Below are 22807 nucleotides of genomic sequence, written 5' to 3'. Positions count from 1 at the left end.
CCGGCGGGACGCGGGTTACTCGCCTTGATCCATAACTTCCCTTGCATGCACGGCCGATGGGCGGCGGTGCGGCGAGGGGGCGGTCATGGTGTCCGGTGCGGGGGAGACGGTACGTCAGCGGTGGCGGCGGCACGTCGGCCGCCGGCGCCGGGCCGCCCTCGCCGCCCTCGTCACCGGCGCCGTGGCCCTCCCGCTCTCGGGCGCCGCCCGGCCGGAGATCCCGGCGCCGGCCCCCGCCGTCCTCGCGGCCCCGACGGCCGCCACGCTGGAGGCGGCGTACGCGGCGAACCGGGCCAACGCCGCGGAGGCGTCCCGCATGGCCGCCGCGCACGGCGACCGCCACCGCGCCGCCGCCGACCGCGAGCTGGCCGACCCGTCCCGGCGGCTCCTCGCCTTCGACGGCCGGGGCGCGGGGCTGGTCACGGAGGTCTACGGCGACCTGGCCCACGCCGACCACGTCGCCGTCCTGGTCCCGGGCTCCGACACGGGCATCGACACCTACGGCCGGTTCCGCGCCGCCGCCCTCGCCCTGCGTCGGCAGCTCCAGGTCGAGGACCCCGCGGGCGGTCGCCGCACCGCCGTGGTCGCCTGGCTTGGCTACGAGACGCCGGGCACGGTCAGCACGGCGGTCACCACGACCGGACGCGCCGACTCCGCCGCCCCGAGGCTGCGCGCCCTGGTCGACGCGCTGCGCGGGATCACCGGCCCCGGCACCCGGCTCGCCCTGCTCTGCCACTCGTACGGCTCGGTGGTCTGCGCTCGTGCCGCGGCGGGCCTCGACGTCGGCGACATCGCCCTGGTCGGCAGCCCCGGCACCAGCGCGGACTCCGCCGCCGGGCTGCGCGCGGACGCCCGGCTCTGGGCGGCGCGGGGCGCCGACGACTGGATCGCGCACGTCCCGCACGTCCGCGCCGGCCTCTTCGGCACGACCGTCGGCTTCGGCACCGACCCGGTCTCCCCGGCGTTCGGCGCGCGGGTCTTCGACGCGGGGGAGGGCGGCCACAGCGACTACTTCCGGCCCGGCACCCGTTCCCTGGCCAACCTGGCCCGCATCGTCCTGGGGCGGACTGCGGAGGTGACCCGTGCTTGACCACCGGCCCCGACGTGACCTCCGGCCCCGACGTGACCTCCGGCCCCGACTCCAGGCACTGCGCCGCGCCGCGGCCCGCCTCGACGCGGCCACGCCCGCCCGGCGCGACCGGGCCGTCGACGCCCTGCGCGCCGCCGCGATCCTCGGCGTGGTCCTCGGCCACTGGATGGTGACGGCCCTCGTCCCGGACGGCGGCACCCTGCGCGCCGCCAGTCCGCTCCAGCACATGCCGTGGCTGGCCCCGCTGTCCTGGGCCTTCCAGACCCTCGCCGTCTTCTTCCTGGTCAGCGGCCGGGTGGCGACCCGTGGCCACGCCTCGGCGCGGGCCCGCGGACTGTCCTACGGCCGCTGGCTGGCCGCCCGGCTGTCCCGGCTGTACCGCCCGGTCGCCGCCGTCCTCACCCTGTGGACGGCGGCCACGGCACTGCTGGTGCTCACCGGCGCGGACTTCGTGACGGTGCACACCCTGGTGAAGCTGGCGCTGTCCCCGCTGTGGTTCCTGCTGGTCCTCACCGCGTCGACCGCGGCGACGCCGCTGCTGGCCCGGCTTCATCCGCTGTGGCCGCTCGCCGTGGTCCTCCACGTCGACCTGCTGCGCCTCGGCCTTGGCGCCCCGTCCTGGGTGGGCTGGATCAACGTGGCCGCGGGCTGGCTGGTCCCGTACACCCTGGGCGCCGCCTGGGCCCGGGGCGAGCTGGAGGGCCGGCGCACGGGCTGGATCCTGCTCATCGGCGGCACCGCCGCCACGGTCCTGCTGGTGACCCGCGCCGGCTATCCGGCGTCGATGGTCGGCGTCCCCGGCGCCCCGGTCTCCAACCTCGACCCGCCGACGCTGGCCGCCGTCACCTTCGGCCTGGCCCAGTGCGGGCTCGCCCTGCTGCTGTGCGGGCCGCTGCGCCGCGCGATGCGGCGGCCGGTGGCGTGGGCGGCGGTGGCGCTCGCCAACCTCTCCGCCATGACGATCTTCCTGTGGCACCAGACCGCCCTGATGGCGACCACGGCCACGGGTCTCCTCGCGGGCCGGCTGCCGGGCCTGCACACCGCGCCCGACGACCCGCACTGGATCCTGGCCCGGCTCGCCTGGCTCCCGGTGTTCGCGCTGGCCCTGGCCGTCTGCTGGGCCGCGTTCCGCCGCCACGAGCGGGCGGAGACCCTCCCGGGCGGTCCCGGGTGGTGCGCGGCCACCGTCCGCGCGACCGGACCGGAGCCGCGGGAGCACGCCATGTCTAGGCTGTGCCGTGCGAACCGCGTGATCCACCGGCGTGGTCCGCAGGGGGGAGGGAGTGCGTCACATGAGCGACGGTCAGGTGACCGGCAGTCAGGTCCGGCGCCGGCTGAAGGTGCTGCGCGACGACCTGTGGACGGCGCGGATGGATCCCCTCCCGCCGTTCGTGTGGCTGCGCTGGCTGCCGCACGGCATCGTGTGCGTCGCCGCCTTCGGCATCCTGGCCGGGGACCTGGCCCAGCTCTCGGAGAACGCCGGGGTGGTCTTCGGCATCACCTTCCCCGTCGTGGTCGCCAAGTCCGGCGCGGTGGTCCTCGCCCTGTGGCGGCCGGTCCCGGCATGGTGGACGACGATGGCGGCGACGCTGATGTGCGCGCTGGCGGTGCGCCAGCGGCTGCTCGCCGGTGACGTCGAGGGCTTCACCTGGCCCTGGACGGCGGCCGGCCTGATCGGGATGCTGCTGGTCCTGCTGCTGCTGGCGCTGCGGGTGCCCACCCGGGTCTCGCTGGAGGCGCTGGCCCTGACCGCGCTGCTCACCTACGTCCTCCAGGGTCTGCTCGGCGCGTCGGACTACCAGTCCACCGGGCTGGTCGCGATGATCCTGGCCGGCGTCGTGGTGCTGCTCGGCATCGCCCTGCGCGGGCGGCGCGAGGCCCGCGCGGCCCTGGAGCAGCAGACCTCGCTCACCGCCGAGGAGCGCGCCCGGCGCACCCTCCTCGAGGAGCGCAGCCGCATCGCGCGCGAGCTGCACGACGTGGTCGCCCACCACATGTCCGTGATCTCCATCCAGGCGCAGGTCGCCCCCCACCTGGTCAATGACCCGCCCGAAGAGCTGCGGGAGAACCTGGCGGGCATCCGGCAGAACGCGCTGGAGGCCCTCACCGAACTGCGCCGGGTCCTCGGCGTACTGCGCTCCGAGCAGCCCCCGGAGCCCGGCGGACCGGCCGACGGCCCGGCCACCGCTCCCGGCACGGGCGCCGAGGCGCACGCCCCGCAGCCGACCCTCGACCGGATCAACGCCCTGGTGGAGAACACCCGGGCCGCCGGCCTGATCGTCGCCGTCGAGGAGAGCGGCACCCGCCGCCCGCTGCCGCCCGGCCTGGAGCTGTCGGCGTACCGGATCGTGCAGGAGGCGCTGAGCAACGTCCTGCGGCACGCGCCGGGCGCCACGGCGAGCGTGCACCTGACCCACCTGGTGATCGGGCTGCGCGTGGACGTCGTCAACACCCGCCCGCCGCACGCCCCGGCGCCGTCGCCCTCCGCTTCGCCGGGCTCGGGGCACGGGCTGCTCGGCATGCGGGAGCGGGTGGCGATGCTCGACGGCCACCTGTCCGCGCAGCCGCTCCCGGACGGCGGCTTCCGGGTCTCGGCGTTCCTGCCGGCCGACGGCGCCGGCGTCCACGACACCCTTCCCACCGAGGACGATCTCCCATGACGAGCGGCCGCATCCGCGTACTGATCGCCGACGACCAGCAGATGGTCCGGCAGGGCTTCACCGTGCTGCTCGACACCCAGGCCGACATCGAGGTGATCGGACAGGCGGTGGACGGCCTGGACGCCGTCGCGAAGGTCGCCGAGCTGGCCCCGGACGTCGTGCTGATGGACATCCGCATGCCCGAGCTGGGCGGCATCGAGGCCACCCGCCGCATCACCGAGGCGCACGACGGGATCAGGGTGCTGGTGCTGACCACCTTCGACCTCGACGAGTACGTGTACGAGGCGCTGCGCGCCGGCGCGTCCGGCTTCCTGCTGAAGGACGCCTCCGCCGACCAGCTCGCCGAGGCGGTCCGGGTGGTGGCGGCCGGGGACGCGCTGCTCGCGCCGGGCATCACCCGGCGGCTGATCACCGAGTTCGCCCGCCTCGACGACCGGCCCCGCGCCCCGCTGAAGTCCCGGGTGCGCGAGCTGACCGAGCGCGAGACGGAGGTGCTGGCCCTGATCGCCCAGGGCCTGACCAACGCGGAGATCGCCAAGCGCCTGTTCGTCGCCGAGCAGACGGTGAAGACGCACGTGGGCCGGATCCTGGTCAAGCTGGGCCTGCGGGACCGCACCCAGGCCGCGGTGTTCGCGTACGAGTCGGGCGTGGTGCGGCCGGCGGGGTACTGAGCCCTGCCCGGAGCCCTGGTGGCGTGCCCCTCGTAGTACCTGAGAGGGATGCCGCAGGACCCCTCTCACTGGTGACGACCGGGTACCCGCGCTCCACCTACCGTTGTGCACGTGACCGAGACGACGCAGATGCGAAACCCGCCCCCCGGCTCCGGCCGTGCACCGCGCAGCCCGGAGGCCCGGCTGGTGGCGGATGCCCTGGGCGGACTGCGTGAGGACCTCTTCCAGGGCGCCTTCACCTACCGCCCGCTGCCTCCCCGGCCGGTGGACGGGCCGCTGAGCAGCCGCCTGCCGAACCGGCTGCGACCGCACGCCGGGTATGTTCCCCATGCGATGGTGGCGGCCGTGGCACTGCTCGCCTTCTACGCCGGATCGACGGACTCCGGCGTCGATCAGAGCCTGCCCTCGCTGGTGATGGGCCTCCTGTGCGCGGCCCCCGTGCTGGCCACCCTGGTCCGGCCGGTCGGCGCCTTCTGGATGTCCGTGGTGGCCACCCCGATGACCATCGCCCTCGGCGACCGGTGGTCCGACTGGCCTTGGCCGTCCGGGGCGTTCATCTGCCACCTGGCGGTGCTGGTGATCGTGGCGATACGCACCCGGCCGCGCACGGCGGCATGGATGTGGCTGCTCACCTTCGCCTACGGCTTCTTCAGTGAGGTCGTCATCGGCACCGGGCCCTACGGCAGCAACGCCGCCCCGCTGCTGTTCCTCTCCGCCGTCGCCCTGCTGGCGATCTCCGTCTGGCACATCCGCCGCGACGCCCAGGAGCAGGTCACCGAGCAGCAGACGGTCACCGCGCACGAGCGCTCCCGCCGGACCCTCCTCGAGGAGCGCACCACCATCGCCCGCGAGCTGCACGACGTGGTGGCCCACCACATGTCGGTGGTCGCCATCCAGGCGGAGGCCGCCCCCTACCGGGTGGAGAACCCGCCCCCGGAGCTGGAGCGCGCCTTCCTCACCATCCGGGAGAACGCGGTGGCGGCCCTGACCGAGCTGCGCCGCGTCCTGGGCGTCGTCCGCGCCGAGGACTACGAGGTGCCCGACGCCCCGCAGCCCACCCTGGCCGACCTGGACGGGCTGCTGGCCAATGTGCGCGACGCGGGCCTGAGCGTCGAGAAGGCGGTGACCGGCGCGGTGCGCGAGCTGCCGCCCGGCGTGGAGCTGTCGGCGTACCGGATCGTGCAGGAGGCGCTGAGCAACACCCTGCGGCACGCGCCGGGCGCCACCGCCCGCGTCGAGGTGAGCTACGTGCTCGGCGGCCTGGGGCTGCGCGTGGTCAACGGCGCGATACCGGCGTCGTCCCTGGTCAAGCCGTCGCCCGGCGCCGGCCACGGCATCACGGGCATGCGGGAGCGGGTGACGATGCTGAACGGCTCGATGACGGCGGGCGGGACCGCCGAGGGCGGCTACGAGGTGTCGGTGTTCCTGCCGGTCGCCGCGCCGGAAGGCGAAGAGGACGCATGACCATCCGGGTGCTGGTCGCCGACGACCAGATGATGGTGCGGGAGGGCTTCTCGGTCCTGCTGAACGCGATGCCGGACATCGAGGTCGTCGGCGAGGCGGTCAACGGCCGGGAGGCGGTGGAGCGGGTCCGCGAGCTGGCGCCGGACGTGGTCCTGATGGACATCCGCATGCCGGAGCTGAACGGCATCGAGGCGACCCGGGAGATCGTCGCCGCCGACGGCACGTCGAAGGTGCTGGTGCTGACCACCTTCGACCTGGACGAGTACGTGTATCAGGCGCTGCGCGCGGGCGCCTCCGGCTTCCTCCTCAAGGACGCATCGGCCCGCCAGCTGGCCGACGGGGTGCGGGTGGTGGCCGCCGGCGAGGCGCTGCTCGCCCCCTCGGTCACCCGGCGCCTGATCACCGAGTTCTCCAAGCTCTCCGAGTCCGCGCCCCGCCTGGCGATCTCGGCGCAGGGGGCGTACGGGGAGCTGACCGAGCGGGAGACGGAGGTGCTGGTGCTGATCGCGCACGGCCTGTCCAACGCGGAGGTGGCCGAACGCCTTGTGGTGGCGGAGTCGACGGTCAAGACGCACGTCAGCCGCATCCTGGTGAAACTGGGCCTGCGCGACCGCACCCAGGCGGCGGTGTTCGCCTACGAGGCCCGGCTGGTGACACCGGGCTGAGCGGAGGGCCGTGGCCGGCGCGGCAAGGGGCCTGTTCAGTGCCCGGGACAGGGACTAGCGTCCACTCATGTCCGCCACCGACGCCACCGCCGTCCCCGCCGCCCCGGACGGCTTCGACCCCTGGGACCCGGCGTTCGTCGCCGACCCCTACCCCGTCTTCGCCGATCTGCGCCGGCATGGCCGGGTGCTGTACTACGCGCCGAGCGACCAGTGGCTGGTGCCGCACCACGCGGACGTGTCGGCGCTGCTGCGGGACCGCCGGCTGGGCCGGAGCTACCGGCACCGGTTCAGCGACGCGGAGTTCGGGCGCACCCCGCCGCCGGCGGAACACGAGCCGTTCCACACGCTGAACGACCACGGGATGCTGGACCTGGAGCCGCCGGACCACACCCGCATCCGGCGGCTGGTGTCGAAGGCGTTCACGCCGCGCACGGTGGAGCGGCTCGCGCCGTATGTGCGGGCGCTGGCCGGGGAGCTGGTGGACGGGCTGGTCGCGGCGGGCGGCGGCGATCTGCTGCGGGAGGTGGCCGAGCCGCTGCCGGTCGCGGTGATCGCCGAGATGCTGGGCATCCCGGAGGGCGACCGCGCCCCGCTGCGCCCCTGGTCGGCCGACATCTGCGGCATGTACGAGCTGAACCCGTCCGAGGAGACGGCGGCGCGGGCGGTGCGGGCGTCGGTGGAGTTCTCGGAGTATCTGCGCGGGCTGATCGCGACCCGCCGCGAGGAGCCCGGCGAGGACCTGGTCTCCGGCCTCATCGCCGCCCACGACGAGGACGGCGAGCGCCTCACCGAGCAGGAGATGATCTCCACCTGCGTCCTGCTGCTCAACGCCGGCCACGAGGCCACGGTGAACGCCACGGGCAACGGCTGGTGGGCGCTGTTCGAGAACCCCGGCCAGCTGGCCGCCCTGCGCGCCGACCAGGGTCTGGTCCCGACGGCCGTCGAGGAGCTGCTGCGCTACGACACCCCGCTCCAGCTGTTCGAGCGGTGGGTGCTGGACGAGATCGAGATCGACGGCGTGGTGCTGCCGCGCGGCGCGGAGGTGGCGATGCTGTTCGGCTCCGCCAACCACGATCCGGCCGTCTTCGCCGACCCCGGCCGCCTCGACCTCGCCCGCCGCGACAACCCGCACATCTCCTTCAGCGCCGGCATCCACTACTGCATCGGCGCCCCGCTGGCCCGTATCGAGCTGGCCGCCTCGCTGCGCGCCCTGCTGGAGAAGGCCCCGGCGCTGCGCCCGGCGGCGGAGCCGGAGCGCCGGCCGAACTTCGTGATGCGGGGCCTCGCGACCCTGCCCGTGGAGGTCTGAGCGCCCCCGGCGTCACCCCGGCAGCGTCAGCCCCCACGCCCCCTCGCGCACCACCCACGTCCGGGTGCGCACCGGCCCGGAGACCACCGAGTCGGCCCGGTAGCGGAAGTCGGTGCCGGAGACGGTGACCGTCCGCCCCGCCGCCGTCAGCGGCGCCGCCTCCGCGCCCACCGACAGCGGCCGTACCTCGACGTCGGCGAGGCCGCCGGCCCCCGGCAGCACCGACACCGCCTCCACCGGCTGGTCCAGGTCGACCAGCGTGACCCCGTCCACCTCCACCCGCAGCCGGGCCGCCGCCGCCGCGTCCGCGCCCGGCGCGGTCCGCGCGGGGCGGGCGGGGCGGGCGGCGGTCAGCGTCCGCACCACGGAGGCGCAGGTCCGCAGCCAAGGCCGGGCCGCCGCACCGGCCGGGCCCCGCGCGGCCGGCGGGATGCCGACCGCGCCGAGGACCACCCCGTCGCTGTCGTCCACCAGCAGGTCCAGGCGCCGCTCCGCCCCCTCCAGGACCGCCCGCGCCGCCGCCACCGCGCCGGTGGGCAGCCCCAGCGAGCGGGCGAGGCCGAGCGCAGGCCCGACCGGCACCACCGACAGGGCGCAGCCGGCCAGCTCCCGGCGCCGGTGCAGCAGCGCCACCGCCCGCAGCAGCGCCCGGTCGTCGCCGACCACCACGGGACGCCGCGAACCCCGCCGGCCCAGCGCCCGGGCGAACTCCTCCGGACCGTCCGGCAGGCACACCTTGGTGCCCGCCGCACCGGCGCTGAGCACGTCTTTCGCGATCCGGACGGACTCGCCGTCCGTCCGCCGGGCGAGCGGATCGATGACCACCAGGAGCTGATCGGGCCTCGCGGAAGAGGACGGGGAAGTCGCCACCTCGGCCATGCCTCGCTTCCTCGGGTAGCATCTTTGTGCAAGAGCCCCTTGCGCTATTGCGCCAGGGGCTTCGTCTATTCCGGGGCACCCGGTCCGACGGTTGGCGGCCAACGACGGTCGCGGTGCACGCGGCGGAGACCCGTCGTGTACGCCCTCGACCATGGACATGCCCCGCCCGGAAGGGGTGTACGCGCGTGCCCGCACTTGTGCTGCTCGGTGCTCAGTGGGGTGACGAAGGCAAGGGAAAGGCGACGGACCTGCTAGGCGGATCCGTCGACTATGTGGTGCGCTACCAGGGCGGCAACAACGCCGGCCACACGGTGGTCGTGGGCGATCAGAAGTACGCCCTGCACCTGCTCCCTTCCGGGATCCTCTCCCCCGGCTGCACGCCGGTCATCGGCAACGGCGTCGTCGTCGACCCGTCGGTCCTGTTCTCCGAGCTGAGCGGGCTGAACGAGCGCGGCGTCGACACGTCGAAGCTCCTGATCAGCGGCAACGCCCACATCATCACGCCGTACAACGTCACCGTCGACAAGGTGACGGAACGGTTCCTCGGCAAGCGCAAGATCGGCACCACCGGGCGCGGCATCGGCCCGACCTACGCCGACAAGATCAACCGCGTGGGCATCCGGGTCCAGGACCTCTACGACGAGTCGATCCTCACCCAGAAGGTCGAGGCGGCGCTCGACGTCAAGAACCAGATGCTCACCAAGCTCTACAACCGGCGCGCCATCGCCGTCGGGCAGGTCGTCGAGGAGCTGCTCGGCCACGCGGAGGGCCTGCGCCCCTACGTCGCCGACACCGTGCTGCTGCTGAACCAGGCGCTCGAGGACGACAAGGTGGTCCTCTTCGAGGGCGGCCAGGGCACCCTCCTGGACATCGACCACGGCACGTACCCCTTCGTCACCTCCTCCAACCCGACCGCCGGCGGCGCCTGCACCGGCGCCGGCGTGGGCCCGACGAAGATCAGCCGGGTCATCGGCATCCTCAAGGCGTACACGACCCGCGTCGGCGCGGGCCCGTTCCCGACCGAGCTGTTCGACGAGGACGGCGAGGCGCTGCGCCGGATCGGCGGCGAGCGGGGCGTCACCACCGGGCGCGACCGGCGCTGCGGCTGGTTCGACGCGGTGATCGCCCGCTACGCCACCCGCGTCAACGGCCTCACCGACTTCTTCCTCACCAAGCTCGACGTCCTCACCGGCTGGGAGCAGATCCCGGTCTGCGTGGCCTACGAGATCGACGGCAAGCGGGTCGAGGAGCTGCCGTACTCGCAGTCCGACTTCCACCACGCGAAGCCGGTCTACGAGACGCTGCCGGGCTGGTCGGAGGACATCACCCAGGCGAAGTCCTTCTCGGACCTGCCGAAGAACGCCCAGGCTTACGTGAAGGTGCTGGAGGAGATGTCCGGCGCCCCGATCTCCGCGATCGGCGTGGGCCCGGGCCGGGACGAGACGATTGAGATCAACTCGTTCCTGTAGCCCGGAAGCACGCGTACCGGGGCCCGGAAGATCCTGATTCCGGCCCCGGTTACGCTGACCGACGTGCCTTCCGCCCTCCGCCGCCGCCTCACCCCCCGCGTCTGGATCGCCCTGATCGCGACGCTCACCGTCCTGGTCGGCGGCCTCCTCTACGTCGACAGCCACCGCGTCCCCGCCGCCCCGCACGCCGGGGACCCGGCCTGCGACAAGGTCGTCTCCCGGCTGCCCGACGACATCCCCGGCGCGAAGGGCGACTGGACGCTCGGCGAGGGAACGGCGTCCTGGGGCGGCCAGGCGGCGGTGTTCCGCTGCGGGGTGACCGAGCCGCAGCCCACCACCGACCTCTGCGTCGACGTCGACGGCGTCGACTGGGTCCTGGACGAGGCCCGGCTCAAGCGGGACGGCGTGAGCGTGCTGCGCACGTACGGGCGCTCGCCGGCCGCGGAATTCACGTACAAGGGCAAGCGCGAGGACGTGGGCGGCATCCTCTCCACGCTCGACCCGGCCGTGGCGTGGTTGCCGAAGGACCGGAAGTGCGTGGGCGTGGCCGACGTGCTCTGATCGGGGCATGACCGCGCCCGACCCCTGCCGGGGCCCCTACGGCGAGGACCCGGCCGCCTGCGGCGACCCGGCCCGCTTCGAGGTGGCCCGGCACGCGCGGGAGCCGCTGCGGGTCTGCCCCGTCCACCTGGGACCGGCGCTGCTGCTGGCCGACGGCGTGCTGTGGCCGCCCGGGATCACCCTGGTCCGCTGAATCCGCCGGGGCGCCGCTCAGCTGAAGACGATCATCGAGCCCTGCGCCAGGCTCCGCGTCGCCGCCGCGTGCAGCCCCAGCCACACATGCCGCTCGCGGGCGAAGGGACTCGGGTCGTACGGCGCCGGCCCGGCCGGCTCCTCCAGCTCGGTCGGCCCGGCGGGCGGCGTCGGCGCGGCCGGCGGGTTGGCCGGGTCGATGCCGAGCGCCGGGGCGACCGCCTCCAGCTCGCGCAGCAGGGTGTGGGAGGAGCCCAGGGGGCCGCCGCCCGCGAGGAGTTCGTCGTCGGCGAGGGGGTGCGGGAAGTCGACGGGCACGTAGGCGCCGGCGTGGTCGTAGTGCCAGACCAGGTGCGACTGCTGGGCCGTCGTCTCGAACATCTCCAGCAACTGCTCGTAGTCGCCGCCCAGTTCGTCCACCGGCGTCACCGGCAGGCCGCACACCTGGAGCAGGTGGGCGCGGCGCAGGAAGTGCAGGGCGTCGTAGTCGAAGCCGGCGACCGGGGCGACCTCGCCGGTCAGGCCCGGCATGTACGGGTAGACCGGCACCGGGGGCAGGCCGGCCTCCTTCAGCACCTTGTCGTACTGCGCGAGTTCCTCGGCGAAGGGGTTGTCCGGCGTGTGGCAGAGGACGTCGACGAGCGGTACCAGCCACAGGTCACAGGCCAAAAGGGGCTCCTCACACGGGCGGTGGTCAGGGCAGCGTAGTCGGTGCGTGCCGGTCCCATACCCAGAAGGGACGGGGCGCATCGCGGTCAGGCGCCGGTGAGCCGCTCGATCAGCGCGAGCGAGTGCGCGTTGTAGGCGTCGACCAGCGCGCGGGCGTCCGTGGTGTCCCGCCGGGCCAGCGCGCCGACCACCTCGGCGTGCCCGGCCCACAGGGTGCCGCGCAGGTCGCCGATGCCGCGCAGGTGCTGCACGGTGCAGGCCCAGCTCTGCAGGCGCAGCCGGTGCAGGAAGTCGGCGAGGTAGGGGTTGCCGTACAGCAGGGCCAGCTCGCGCCAGTAGCGCAGGTCGTAGCCGATGAGGACGGGCAGGTCGCCGGCCGCGGCGGCGCGCTGGGCCTCCTCGCCGCGCCGCCGGACCCCGGACAGGGCCGAGGCGACGCGCGGGTCCTCGGGGTCCGGGCCGCCGCCGGCGGTGAGGGCGGCGAAGATCCCGTCGGTGACCAGACCGCGGGCCTCGACCATGGCGCGGAAGTCGGTCACCGAGTAGGCGTGCACGCGGAAGCCGCGGTGGTGGTCGGCGTCGAGCAGCCCCTGGGCGGCCAGGTCGACCAGTGCCTCGCGCACCGGCGTCGCGGAGACCCCGTACTGCTCGGCGATCTCCTTGACGGTGAACTCCTGCCCCGGCTGGAGCCGCCCGGCCAGCACCTCGTCGCGCAGCGCGTCGGCGAGCTGCTGGCGCAGGGTGCTGCGGCGCACGGCACCGTGACCGGTGCCGGTGGGGCCGGGCATGGGCGGGCGTCTCCTCGTCGGGGGCGGGGCGGGGCGGGGCGGGGGAGGCGGCGGGCGGGGGCGGTCCACCCGCGCACCACTCGCACACCTCTACGAATGCGACACCTTACGCGTTCACGCCACCCCCGGCCCCGCCCGCTACTCCGTGTACTCGTCCGCCACGGACAGCGCCGCGTCCAGTGCCGCGAGGCCCTCCTTCAGCTCGGGCTCGGTGACGTTGCACGGCGGCACCACGTGGGTGCGGTTCATGTTCACGAAGGGCCACACGCCGTGCGCCTTGGCGCTCGCCGCGAAGGCCGCCATCGGGGTGTTGGCCTGCCCGGTGGCGTTGTACGGCACCAGCGGCTCGCGCGTCTCGCGGTTCTTCACCAGCTCCAGGGCCCAGAACATGCCGACGCCGCGCACCTCGCCGATGCTCGGGTGCCGCTCGGCCAGTTCGCGCAGGGCCGGCTCGAGGACCTCCGCGCCGAGCCGCGCCGCGTTCTCGACGATGCCCTCCTCGGCCATCACCTCGATCGTGGCGACGGCGGCGGCGCAGGCCAGCGGGTGGCCGGAGTAGGTCAGGCCGCCGGGGTAGGGGCGCTCGGCGAAGGTCGCGGCGATCTCGGCGGAGATCGCGACGCCGCCGAGCGGCACGTAGCCGGAGTTCACGCCCTTGGCGAAGGTCATCAGGTCGGGCACCACGCCGGACAGGTCGGCCGCGAACCACTCGCCGGTCCGCCCGAAGCCGGCCATGACCTCGTCCAGGACGAGGACGATGCCGTACTTGTCGCACAGCGCCCGCACGCCGGCGAGGTACCCGGGCGGCGGCACCATGATCCCGGCCGTGCCCGGCACCGTCTCCAGGATGATCGCGGCGACGGTCGCCGGCCCCTCGAAGGCGATGGTCGTCTCCAGGTGCTCGAGCGCCCGCGCGCACTCCTGCTCCTCGGTCTGCGCGTAGAAGCGGGAGCGGTAGAGGTAGGGCGTCCAGAAGCGCACCACCCCGGCCGTGCCGGTGTCGGAGGCCCAGCGGCGCGGGTCGCCGGTGAGGTTGATCGCCTGCTGGGTGCCGCCGTGGTACGAGCGGTAGGCGGTCAGCACCTTCTGGCGCCCGGTGTGCAGCCGGGCCATCCGCACCGCGTGCTCGTTGGCGTCGGCGCCGCCGTTGGTGAAGAAGATCTTGTCCAGGTCGCCCGGCGTGCGCTCGGCGATCAGCCGGGCCGCCTCCGAGCGCGCCTCGACCGCGAAGGCGGGCGCGAACGTCGTCATCCGCGCCGCCTGCTCCTGGATCGCGGCGACGACCTTGGGGTGCTGGTAGCCGATGTTGGTGTAGACGAGGCCGCTGGCGAGGTCGAGGTAGCGCTTCCCTTCGTAGTCCCAGAAGTAGGACCCCTCGGCGCCGGCGACGGCGAGCGGGTCGATCAGCTCCTGCGCTGACCAGGAGTGGAAGACGTGCGCGCGGTCCGCGGCCTTCACGGCGGCGCCGGCCTGGGGGTTGGGCTGAGGGGTCATGCGGCCGAGGGTAGATGTCCGCGATGCGGAAACGGAATCGGCGTCCTGTCTGCGGACACGGGGTTTCCACGACAGGTTGTCGACGGGTGCCGCCGCCCGGCGGTTGTTGGGAGCATTGACAGCAGGCTGTCGAATCGACAGAATTCTGTCATAGGTTCCTTGGTGCACCGCCCGAGTCGAGGAGGCGTCATGACCGACACCGCCCGCAAGCAGATCCACCTCGCCGTGTACGACACCCTGGCCGACTGGGAGACGGGCCACGCCACGGCGTACCTCGCCCGCGCCGGGTACGCCGTCCGCACCGTCGGGCCGACCACCGAGCCGGTCACCACCATGGGCGGCCTGCGCGTCCAGCCCGACCTGGCCCTCGCCGACCTGCGGCCCGAGGACGGCGCCCTGCTGATCCTGCCGGGCGCCGCCCTCTGGGACACCTCCGACGACCTCGCCCCCTTCGCCCGAGCCGCCCGCGCGCACCTGGCCGCAGGTGTGCCGGTCGCCGCGATCTGCGGCGCCACAGCGGGGCTCGCCCGCGAGGGCCTCCTCGACGACCGCGCGCACACCAGCGCCGTCTCCTTCTACCTGGCGGCGACCGGCTACGCGGGCGGCGAGCGCTATGCCGAGGCCGACGCCGTCACCGACCGGGGCCTGATCACCGCGGGCCCCACGGAACCGGTCGCCTTCGCCCGCGAGATCCTCGGCCTGCTCGGGGTGTACGAGGGGAAGGTGCTGGACGCCTGGTACCGGCTGTTCCACGACTCCGACCCGGCGGCGCACGCCGTGCTGGCCGAGGCCGAAGCCCAGGCAGGGGCCGCCGGATGAGCGAGCCCCTCGATGCGGGCCGTGCGCGGCAGGCCCTGCTCAGCCGGGCCGCGCTCGGCGTCTTCAAGCTCAACGGCCAGTTCCTCACCGTCGCCGAGGAGCTGGCCGCCCCCGCGGGGCTGACCGCCGCCTGGTGGCAGGTGCTCGGCGCCGTGCTGCCCGAGCCGCTGCCCGTCGCCGGGGTCGCGCGGGCCATGGGCATCACCCGGCAGAGCGTGCAGCGCGTCGCCGACCTGCTGGTCGAGCGCGGCCTCGCCGTGTACCTGCCGAACCCGGCGCACCGCCGCGCCAAGCTCCTCGCGCCGACCGAGGCCGGCCGCGCGGCCAACGCGAGCATCTCCCCGCAGCACCGGGCCTTCGCCGACCGCCTGGCGGGGGCATACGACTCCGACGCGGAGCTGGCCGAGGCGGTGGCGGCCCTCGAACGCCTGTCCCAGGTGCTGACCGCGCTGAGCGACCCACCCGTTACGGAACCGTAGACAACACCGCCGCCCCAGGGCGCCACCTCGCACTATCCTCGATCTGTTGCTCACGTTCGGGGGGAAGGCGGCGCAACATGGACAAGCTCGGGGACGGGGATCCGCGGCACATCGGCGCGTACCGGCTGCTCGGCCGGCTCGGCGCGGGCGGGATGGGCCACGTCTACCTGGCCAGGTCGGAGCGGGGCCGCACGGTCGCCGTGAAGCTGGTGCGCGCGGAGCTGGCCGCGCAGGAGGAGTTCCGGGAGCGGTTCCGGCAGGAGGTGCGGGCCGCGCGGCGGGTCGGCGGGTACTGGACCGCGCCCGTCCTGGACGCCGACACCGAGGCCGCCGTGCCGTGGGTCGCGACCGGGTACGTGGCCGGGCCCAGCCTCCAGCAGGTCGTCGGCCACGACCACGGGGCGCTGCCCGAGCGCTCGGTGCGCACCCTGGGCGCCGGGCTCGCGCACGCGCTGAAGGACATCCACGCCGCCGGGATCGTGCACCGCGACCTGAAGCCGTCCAACGTCCTCGTCACCATCGACGGCCCCCGGGTCATCGACTTCGGCATCGCGCGGGCCCTGGAGACCGTCACCGACGGCGGCCTCACCCGCACCGGCGCGCTGGTCGGCTCGCCCGGCTTCATGGCGCCCGAGCAGGTGCGGGGCGAGGCCCTCACGCCGGCCTGCGACGTCTTCTGCCTCGGCTCGGTGCTCGCCTACGCGGCCACCGGCGACCTGCCCTTCGGCACCGCCAACAGCGGGGTGCACGCGCTGATGTTCCGCATCGCGCAGGAGGAGCCCGACCTGTCCCGGGTGCCCGAGGGCCTCGCCGACCTGGTCCGCGACTGCCTGCGCAAGGACCCGGCCGCGCGGCCGTCCCTCGACACGGTGCTCGAACGCACCGGCGCCCAGGACACCGTCTCCGACGGCCGCTCCCGGGAGCCCTGGCTGCCGGCCGCCCTCGTGGCCCAGCTGGGCCGCCACGCGGTCCGCCTCCTGGACACCGAGAACCCGGACGCCCCGGGCCCGGCGGCCCTGCCCGCGCCCACCCCCAGGCCGGCCCTGCCCGCCGCCCCGCCCCTCCCCGCGGCCCCGCCGGCCCCGGCGTTCCCGCCCGCCTCCGGCACGCCGTCCGACGCGGTCCCGTCCGGCTCCGCGGGCGCCCCCGACCAGGCGGCCCCGGCCGCCACCGCGTCCGGATCGGCCGCCACCCCGCCGACGCCGAACTTCTCCACCCCGCCCACCCCGCCCGTCCCGGCGAACCCCGCGACACCCGCCACCGCCGCCCCGCCACCCCCGCGTCCCCCCGGCACCGGCAACGCCGCCGCCGGCGCCCCCCTCGACCACCTCCCCACCCTGGTCGCCGGGCAGCTCCCCGCGACGCCCCCGCCGGCGACCCCCGCGCCGCCCGCCTACGGTCACCCGCACCCCGCCCCGGCCGGGCACGCGCAGCCCCCGGCCCACGCCTACGCCCCGCCCTGGGACCCCAACGGCCCGGCCGCCCACCACCCCTACGGCGCCCTCGGCTCGACCCCGCCGTACGGCCCCCCGCCCGGCGGCACCCCGCCGTACGGCCCCCAGCCCTACGCGCCGCAGCCCTATGGCCCGCCGCCCCGCACCGGACGCTCCACCGCGCTGCTGCTCGCCGTCGCCGTGATCGTCGCGCTCGGGGCGGGCGGCTCCGTGTACGCGCTGATGAGCGGGGACCAGAAGGACGACGACGCCAAGAACACGTCGAACTCCGCCGGCGCCACCCCGGCACCGACCACCGACACCGGCGGTCGGCAGTCCACCCCGACCGGCACCCCGTCCACGCCGTCCACCCCGACCGACACCCCGTCCACCCCGCCCGGCACCGTTCCGACCGACTACCTCGGCACCTGGTCCACCACCATCGACAACGCGTCCGGCACGCACACCAGGGAGCTGACCATCCGGCAGGGCGAGGTCGGCGACACCGTGCTGTCCCTCGTCGCCGACGGCCCCGCGGGCGGCGGCACCACGTACCACTGCGTCTTCCGGGCCGAGCTGTCCGCCGACCCGGGCGGCTCGGGGCCCCTGGAGATCGGCCCCTCCACCGTGGCGTCCGGCCCGTCCCCCACCTGCAAGCCCGGCGAGCCGACGGAGGTCGGCCTGCTGCCGAACGGCGACCTGAGCCGCACGAACACGAGCAGCGGCGAGACCCTCACGTACACCCGCCACTGACCGCCCGCCGCGAGGCCTCAGCGCGGCTCGGGCGGACGCTGCCGCGGCATGTTCGGCCGGGCCCCGTGCGGTAGCGCCGTGCGGCCGTACGCCCCCGCCGCCCCGCCCTCCGCGCGCGGCCCGCCCACCGCGGCCGAGCGCACGCCGAGCGGTGCCGGGCCGCTGCCGAAGTCGCCCATCCAGTCGGCCGTCTCCGCCCGCACCAGCTCCGTGACGTCCTCGGAGAACCGCCGCAGCACCGTCAGGCACCGCTCGGCGGCCTCGCCGGCCGTGCCCTCCGCCGGGCCGAGCACCTCGCGCACGCTCTCCGACGCCCAGTCGAACTGCAGCGCCTGCAACCGCCGCTGCACCGCCTGCGCCGTCGCCACGTCCCGCATCCAGCCGGACGTCAGCCCGAAGTACCGGTCGACCGCCACGCACGCCACCGCGAACAGCAGCGCCAGATAGCCCCACGGGGCCACCCCGCCCACCACCCCGGTCACGTCCAGGAACGGCAGCGCCGCCCCCGTGACCGCCCCGGCCGCCGCCCCGGCGCGCAGCAGCCGGGCCGCGCGCCGCTTGCCCGTCCGGTCCGCCAGGTACCAGGCCGCCGTCTCCAGGGCGCCCCGCTCCACCCACCGGTACAGCTCGTCGAGCCGCTCGGCGGGCAGGCCCCAGTCCCCGAGCGGGAACTCCCGCCCGGTCAGGTCACCCGGCCGCTCGCCGGCCCCCGGTTCCGCCGCTGCGGGACCGCCCCCGGCCGCCCCCTCGCCGCCGCCCCGCCCGTCCTGCGGCGGCCCCTCGGGCTGCATCTCCGGCTGACCCACCCGGCACTCCCTACACTGCTCACCGTCTGCCGCCCCCTTCCTACCGCGCCCGGGACCCCGCGGCGCCGGTTTCCGGCCGCACGTCCGCCCGGAAGAGGTCGGTGATCAGGTACCAGGCGCACCACCGTGTCACCCGAACGAGTGCTGGGGCGAGGGCCGCGCGGAGCACGTAGGCTCGTGCCGAGCGGTAAAACCCTTGACCGGACCCTCAGACACGAAACCCTCAGACACGAAGCGACGGGAGCTGATCGTGATCCCCGGTGGTGGCCAGCCCAACATGCAGCAGCTGCTCCAGCAGGCCCAGAAGATGCAGCAGGATCTCGCCGAGGCCCAGGAGGAGCTGGCGCGGACCGAGGTCGACGGCCAGTCGGGCGGCGGCCTGGTCAGGGCCACCGTCACCGGCTCCGGCGAACTGCGCGCCCTGGTGATCGACCCGAAGGCGGTGGACCCGGAGGACACCGAGACCCTCGCCGACCTGGTCGTGGCCGCCGTGCAGGCGGCGAACGAGAACGCGCAGACCCTCCAGCAGCAGAAGCTCGGCCCCCTCGCCCAGGGCCTGGGCGGCGGCAGCGGCATCCCGGGTCTGCCTTTCTGAGACGGCTTTCTCAGCGGCCCGCGGCCCTCTACCGTACGTAGTGCACGAATGACAGGAAGGACGGCAGTCCGTTGTACGAAGGCGTGGTCCAGGACCTCATCGACGAACTGGGGCGGTTGCCCGGCGTCGGGCCCAAGAGCGCGCAGCGAATCGCCTTCCACATCCTGCAGGCGGAGCCGACCGACGTGCGGCGCCTCGCGCACGCCCTGATGGAGGTCAAGGCCAAGGTCCGCTTCTGCGCCACCTGCGGCAACGTGGCGCAGGAGGAGCAGTGCGGCATCTGCCGCGACCCGCGCCGCGACCCGGCCGTCATCTGCGTGGTGGAGGAGCCGAAGGACGTCGTCGCCATCGAGCGCACCCGCGAGTTCCGCGGCAAGTACCACGTGCTCGGCGGCGCGATCAGCCCGATCGACGGCGTCGGCCCCGACGACCTGCGCATCCGCGAGCTGCTCGCCCGCCTCGCCGACGGCACGGTCACGGAGCTGATCCTGGCCACGGACCCGAACCTGGAGGGCGAGGCCACCGCCACCTACCTCGCCCGCATGATCAAGCCCATGGGCCTCAAGGTCACCCGCCTGGCCAGCGGCCTCCCGGTGGGCGGCGACCTGGAGTACGCGGACGAGGTGACCCTCGGACGCGCCTTCGAGGGGAGACGACTCCTAGATGTCTGACGCCACGCTGCACGCGACGGACCGGAATCCCGACGACTTCGCGGTCCAGATCGCCGACCAGGTCGAGAGCTTCCTGGTCGCCGTCACGGAGGTCGCGCGGGGCGCCGAGCCCGACTCGGCCGTCCCCTTCCTCCTCCTGGAGGTCTCCCAGCTCCTGCTGGCCGGCGGCCGCCTCGGCGCCCACGAGGACATCGTCCCGGACGAGCGCTACGAGCCCGACCCGGGCCCGGAGCCCGACGTGGACGAGATCCGCGAGAACCTCGCCCGCCTCCTCGACCCCATCGACGTCTACTCCGAGGTCTTCGACCCGTACGAGCCGCGCAAGGCACCGGTGCCGGCCCGCATCTCCGACGACCTCACCGACGTCATCTCCGACCTGCGCCACGGCATGGCCCACTACCGCGCCGGCCGCACCACCGAGGCCCTGTGGTGGTGGCAGTTCTCCTACTTCTCCAACTGGGGCTCCACCGCCTCCGCGGCCCTGCGCGCCCTGCAGTCGGTCGTCGCCCACGTCCGCCTGAACCAGCCGCTGGCCGCCCTCGACGGCCTCGACACCGACGAGGACCTCGGCGAGGACGCGCTGGAGGCGGAGGCGGGCCGGGTGATGATGGAGGAGATCGGCGGCCCGCTGGGCCTGCGCCCGGTCAAGTAGCGCCGCTGGTGGACCTGCTTGTGAACCTGTGACTAAGGGCACTTTCCCGAGTGACCTGCGGTGCCCTGGGCATGAGCCAGCCTGAGCGGCGGCAAGTCTCACCATGCGATACCGCAGGGGCGAAAGCCGGACGCTCGGTAAAATGAGCCGATCGCAGGACAGGGACGTACCTGCGGAAAACAGACGAAATGAGCGAGGAGCGCACGTGGGCCTTGTCGTGCAGAAGTACGGAGGCTCCTCCGTAGCCGATGCCGAGGGCATCAAGCGCGTCGCCAAGCGGATCGTGGAAGCGAAGAAGAACGGCAACCAGGTGGTCGCCGTCGTTTCCGCGATGGGCGACACGACGGACGAGTTGATCGATCTCGCCGAGCAGGTCTCCCCGATCCCGGCCGGCCGGGAGCTCGACATGCTGCTGACCGCCGGGGAGCGGATCTCGATGGCCCTGCTGGCCATGGCGATCAAGAACCTGGGCCACGAGGCCCAGTCGTTCACCGGCAGCCAGGCGGGTGTCATCACCGACTCGGTCCACAACAAGGCCCGGATCATCGATGTGACGCCGGGCCGCCTCCGCACGTCGGTGGACGAGGGCAACATCGCCATCGTCGCCGGCTTCCAGGGCGTCAGCCAGGACAGCAAGGACATCACCACGCTGGGCCGGGGCGGCTCGGACACCACCGCGGTGGCGCTGGCCGCCGCGCTCGGCGCGGACGTCTGCGAGATCTACACCGACGTCGACGGCGTGTTCACCGCCGACCCGCGCGTGGTGAAGAAGGCGAAGAAGATCGACTGGATCTCCTTCGAGGACATGCTGGAGCTGGCCGCGTCCGGCTCCAAGGTGCTCCTGCACCGCTGCGTGGAGTACGCGCGCCGGTACGACATCCCGATCCACGTCCGCTCCAGCTTCAGCGGGCTGCAGGGCACGTGGGTCAGCAGCACGCCGATCATCAAGGTAGGGGACAAGCAGGTGGAGCAGGCCATCATCTCCGGTGTCGCGCACGACACCTCCGAGGCCAAGGTCACGGTCGTCGGCGTGCCCGACAAGCCGGGCGAGGCCGCCGCGATCTTCCGGGCCATCGCCGACGCCCAGGTCAACATCGACATGGTCGTGCAGAACGTGTCCGCCGCCTCCACGGGCCTCACGGACATCTCCTTCACCCTGCCGAAGACCGAGGGCCGCAAGGCCATCGACGCCCTGGAGCGCAACCGCTCCGGCATCGGCTTCGACTCGCTGCGCTACGACGACCAGATCGGCAAGATCTCGCTGGTCGGCGCCGGCATGAAGACCAACCCGGGCGTCACCGCCGACTTCTTCACCGCGCTGTCCGACGCCGGGGTGAACATCGAGCTGATCTCGACCTCCGAGATCCGCATCTCGGTCGTCACCCGCAAGGACGACGTCAACGAGGCCGTGCGCGCCGTGCACACCGCCTTCGGCCTGGACTCCGACAGCGACGAGGCCGTGGTCTACGGGGGCACCGGCCGCTGATGGGCGGGACCGGACGGGGCGGCCGGCCGACGCTCGCCGTGGTGGGCGCGACCGGCGCCGTCGGCTCGGTCATGCTCCAGATCCTGTCCCAGCACAAGGACGTCTGGGGCGACATCCGCCTGATCGCCTCGCCGCGCTCGGCCGGCCGCAAGCTGGCCGTGCGCGGTGAGGAGGTCGAGGTCGTCGCGCTCGGCGAGGAGGCGTTCGACGGCGTCGACGTCGCCATGTTCGACGTGCCCGACGAGGTGGCCGCGCGGTGGGCGCCCATCGCCGCCGCCAAGGGCGTCGTCGTGGTCGACAACTCCGGCGCCTTCCGGATGGACCCGGACGTGCCCCTGGTCGTGCCGGAGGTCAATCCGCACGCGGTGCGGATGCGCCCGCGCGGCATCGTGGCCAACCCGAACTGCACCACGCTGTCGATGATCGTCGCCCTGGGCGCGCTGCACGCCGAGTTCGGGCTGCGCGAGCTGGTCGTCTCCTCGTACCAGGCGGTGAGCGGGGCCGGGCGGGCCGGCGTGGAGACGCTGCGCCGCCAGCTGTCCCTGGTGGCCGGCACCGAGCTGGGCACCCACCCGGGGGACGTGCGGCGGGCGGTCGGCGAGGACACCGGGCCGTTCCCGGAGCCGGTCGCGCTGAACGTCGTGCCGTGGGCGGGCTCGCTGCGCGAGGACGGCTGGTCCTCGGAGGAGATGAAGGTACGGGACGAGTCCCGCAAGATCCTCGGCCTGCCCCGCCTCCCCGTCGCCGTCACCTGCGTGCGGGTCCCCGTCGTCACCACCCACGCGCTGACCGTGCACGCCCGCTTCGAGGGCGAGGTCACCGTCGGGGCGGCGCGGGAGATCCTGGCCACCGCGCCCGGGGTGGTCCTCTTCGACAACCCGGCCGCCGGGGAGTTCCCCACCCCCGCCGACGTCGTCGGCACCGACCCGACCTGGGTGGGCCGGGTGCGGCGCGCGCTCGACGACCCGACCGCCCTCGAGCTGTTCGTCTGCGGCGACAACCTGCGCAAGGGCGCCGCGCTCAACACCGCCCAGATCGCGGAGCTGGTGGCCGCCGAGTTCGGCTGACCCGTCTGGCGGCGCGGACCCGGCCGACGGTTCGTGCGGACGGTCTGTGCACCCGGTGAACGAGATGTGATCGGGAAGATGGTCCGGACCACTTGTACCCGGCACCTGTCGCATCAGAAGATTCTCTCCCCGCCC

The 22807-nt window shown here is 74.2% G+C and carries 22 protein-coding genes and 1 pseudogene; 18 read left to right on the top strand and 5 right to left on the bottom strand.

Annotation, left to right across the window (positions count from 1 at the left end; translation table 11 throughout):
• The first annotated feature begins 85 nt into the window (after positions 1–85).
• The 7 genes and pseudogenes from ACGFZL_RS04040 (at position 86) to ACGFZL_RS04010 (ending at position 7859) form a co-directional block, all read left to right on the top strand.
• Positions 86–1090, top strand: a complete 1005-nt coding sequence (locus ACGFZL_RS04040) for an alpha/beta hydrolase (RefSeq protein WP_393689019.1) — start codon at positions 86–88, stop codon at positions 1088–1090.
• A 58-nt stretch (positions 1091–1148) separates the two neighbouring features.
• Positions 1149–2320: pseudogene (locus tag ACGFZL_RS04035) on the top strand (acyltransferase).
• 347 nt (positions 2321–2667) lie between these two features.
• Positions 2668–3750 carry a sensor histidine kinase gene (locus tag ACGFZL_RS04030; protein ID WP_393689589.1) on the top strand — a complete coding sequence of 361 codons (1083 nt, stop codon included), beginning with the start codon at positions 2668–2670 and terminating at the stop codon, positions 3748–3750.
• Positions 3747–4421: a response regulator gene (locus tag ACGFZL_RS04025; RefSeq protein ID WP_393689017.1), complete on the top strand. Its 675-nt coding sequence runs from the start codon at positions 3747–3749 to the stop codon at positions 4419–4421. Before ACGFZL_RS04030 ends, ACGFZL_RS04025 begins: the two co-directional genes overlap by 4 nt.
• Before the next feature lie 111 nt (positions 4422–4532).
• Entirely contained in the window at positions 4533–5885 is a 1353-nt protein-coding gene (locus ACGFZL_RS04020; protein ID WP_393689015.1) for a sensor histidine kinase, read from the top strand.
• Entirely contained in the window at positions 5882–6550 is a 669-nt protein-coding gene (locus tag ACGFZL_RS04015) for a response regulator transcription factor (protein WP_355174805.1), read from the top strand. Before ACGFZL_RS04020 ends, ACGFZL_RS04015 begins: the two co-directional genes overlap by 4 nt.
• Positions 6551–6617: 67 nt before the next feature.
• Positions 6618–7859 carry a cytochrome P450 gene (locus tag ACGFZL_RS04010; protein WP_393689013.1) on the top strand — a complete coding sequence of 414 codons (1242 nt, stop codon included), beginning with the start codon at positions 6618–6620 and terminating at the stop codon, positions 7857–7859.
• Positions 7860–7871: 12 nt separating this feature from the next.
• Here the strand turns inward: ACGFZL_RS04010 and ACGFZL_RS04005 are convergent, their stop codons facing one another.
• Positions 7872–8738: a diacylglycerol kinase gene (locus ACGFZL_RS04005; protein WP_393689011.1), complete on the bottom strand. Its 867-nt coding sequence runs from the start codon at positions 8736–8738 to the stop codon at positions 7872–7874.
• Positions 8739–8923: 185 nt separating this feature from the next.
• Between ACGFZL_RS04005 and ACGFZL_RS04000 the strand changes: the two genes are divergently transcribed.
• The 3 genes from ACGFZL_RS04000 to ACGFZL_RS03990 all read left to right on the top strand — a co-directional run bounded on the left by ACGFZL_RS04000 (position 8924) and on the right by ACGFZL_RS03990 (position 10961).
• Positions 8924–10207: an adenylosuccinate synthase gene (locus tag ACGFZL_RS04000; RefSeq protein ID WP_393689009.1), complete on the top strand. Its 1284-nt coding sequence runs from the start codon at positions 8924–8926 to the stop codon at positions 10205–10207.
• Positions 10208–10270: 63 nt separating this feature from the next.
• The gene (locus tag ACGFZL_RS03995) at positions 10271–10768 is read left to right on the top strand and encodes a DUF3515 family protein (protein WP_355174797.1); all 498 of its coding nucleotides are present in this window, start codon (positions 10271–10273) and stop codon (positions 10766–10768) included.
• Between the two features lie 7 nt (positions 10769–10775).
• Entirely contained in the window at positions 10776–10961 is a 186-nt protein-coding gene (locus ACGFZL_RS03990; protein WP_393689006.1) for a hypothetical protein, read from the top strand.
• Positions 10962–10978: 17 nt separating this feature from the next.
• Here ACGFZL_RS03990 and ACGFZL_RS03985 read toward each other — a convergent pair whose 3' ends face one another.
• The 3 genes from ACGFZL_RS03985 to ACGFZL_RS03975 all read right to left on the bottom strand — a co-directional run bounded on the left by ACGFZL_RS03985 (position 10979) and on the right by ACGFZL_RS03975 (position 13911).
• A complete protein-coding gene (locus tag ACGFZL_RS03985) occupies positions 10979–11629 on the bottom strand; it encodes a hypothetical protein (protein ID WP_355174793.1) in 651 nt (216 codons plus the stop codon).
• An 86-nt stretch (positions 11630–11715) separates the two neighbouring features.
• Entirely contained in the window at positions 11716–12417 is a 702-nt protein-coding gene (locus tag ACGFZL_RS03980; RefSeq protein ID WP_393689004.1) for a GntR family transcriptional regulator, read from the bottom strand.
• Positions 12418–12555: 138 nt separating this feature from the next.
• Positions 12556–13911, bottom strand: coding sequence for an aspartate aminotransferase family protein (locus ACGFZL_RS03975; protein ID WP_393689002.1), 1356 nt, complete (start codon positions 13909–13911; stop codon positions 12556–12558).
• A gap of 189 nt (positions 13912–14100) precedes the next feature.
• Here ACGFZL_RS03975 and ACGFZL_RS03970 point away from each other — a divergent pair, with 189 nt between their 5' ends.
• The 3 genes from ACGFZL_RS03970 (at position 14101) to ACGFZL_RS03960 (ending at position 17395) form a co-directional block, all read left to right on the top strand.
• On the top strand, positions 14101–14730 hold the full coding sequence (locus ACGFZL_RS03970; RefSeq protein WP_355174787.1) for a DJ-1/PfpI family protein: 630 nt from the start codon (positions 14101–14103) through the stop codon (positions 14728–14730).
• Entirely contained in the window at positions 14727–15209 is a 483-nt protein-coding gene (locus tag ACGFZL_RS03965) for a MarR family winged helix-turn-helix transcriptional regulator (RefSeq protein ID WP_393688999.1), read from the top strand. Before ACGFZL_RS03970 ends, ACGFZL_RS03965 begins: the two co-directional genes overlap by 4 nt.
• Positions 15210–15286: 77 nt before the next feature.
• The gene (locus ACGFZL_RS03960; RefSeq protein WP_393688997.1) at positions 15287–17395 is read left to right on the top strand and encodes a serine/threonine-protein kinase; all 2109 of its coding nucleotides are present in this window, start codon (positions 15287–15289) and stop codon (positions 17393–17395) included.
• A gap of 17 nt (positions 17396–17412) precedes the next feature.
• Here the strand turns inward: ACGFZL_RS03960 and ACGFZL_RS03955 are convergent, their stop codons facing one another.
• Positions 17413–18201, bottom strand: coding sequence for an SLATT domain-containing protein (locus tag ACGFZL_RS03955; protein ID WP_393688995.1), 789 nt, complete (start codon positions 18199–18201; stop codon positions 17413–17415).
• A gap of 250 nt (positions 18202–18451) precedes the next feature.
• On the opposite strand from ACGFZL_RS03955, the gene ACGFZL_RS03950 reads away from it, so the two are divergent.
• The 5 genes from ACGFZL_RS03950 to ACGFZL_RS03930 all read left to right on the top strand — a co-directional run bounded on the left by ACGFZL_RS03950 (position 18452) and on the right by ACGFZL_RS03930 (position 22672).
• The gene (locus ACGFZL_RS03950) at positions 18452–18796 is read left to right on the top strand and encodes a YbaB/EbfC family nucleoid-associated protein (protein ID WP_355174779.1); all 345 of its coding nucleotides are present in this window, start codon (positions 18452–18454) and stop codon (positions 18794–18796) included.
• Between the two features lie 71 nt (positions 18797–18867).
• Positions 18868–19467 (top strand): recombination mediator RecR, encoded by a 600-nt coding sequence (gene recR / locus ACGFZL_RS03945; protein WP_355174777.1) that lies wholly within the window; start codon positions 18868–18870, stop codon positions 19465–19467.
• Complete coding sequence (locus ACGFZL_RS03940; RefSeq protein ID WP_393688992.1) at positions 19460–20119, top strand: DUF5063 domain-containing protein; 660 nt, start codon at positions 19460–19462, stop codon at positions 20117–20119. Before recR ends, ACGFZL_RS03940 begins: the two co-directional genes overlap by 8 nt.
• Before the next feature lie 205 nt (positions 20120–20324).
• Positions 20325–21605, top strand: coding sequence for an aspartate kinase (locus ACGFZL_RS03935; RefSeq protein ID WP_355174773.1), 1281 nt, complete (start codon positions 20325–20327; stop codon positions 21603–21605).
• On the top strand, positions 21605–22672 hold the full coding sequence (locus ACGFZL_RS03930; RefSeq protein WP_393688989.1) for an aspartate-semialdehyde dehydrogenase: 1068 nt from the start codon (positions 21605–21607) through the stop codon (positions 22670–22672). Before ACGFZL_RS03935 ends, ACGFZL_RS03930 begins: the two co-directional genes overlap by 1 nt.
• Positions 22673–22807: the final 135 nt, after the last annotated feature.

The organism is Streptomyces sp. NPDC048182, from assembly GCF_043202555.1.
GTDB lineage: Bacteria > Actinomycetota > Actinomycetes > Streptomycetales > Streptomycetaceae > Streptomyces.
This window is presented reverse-complemented; position numbering and strand designations above follow the sequence as displayed.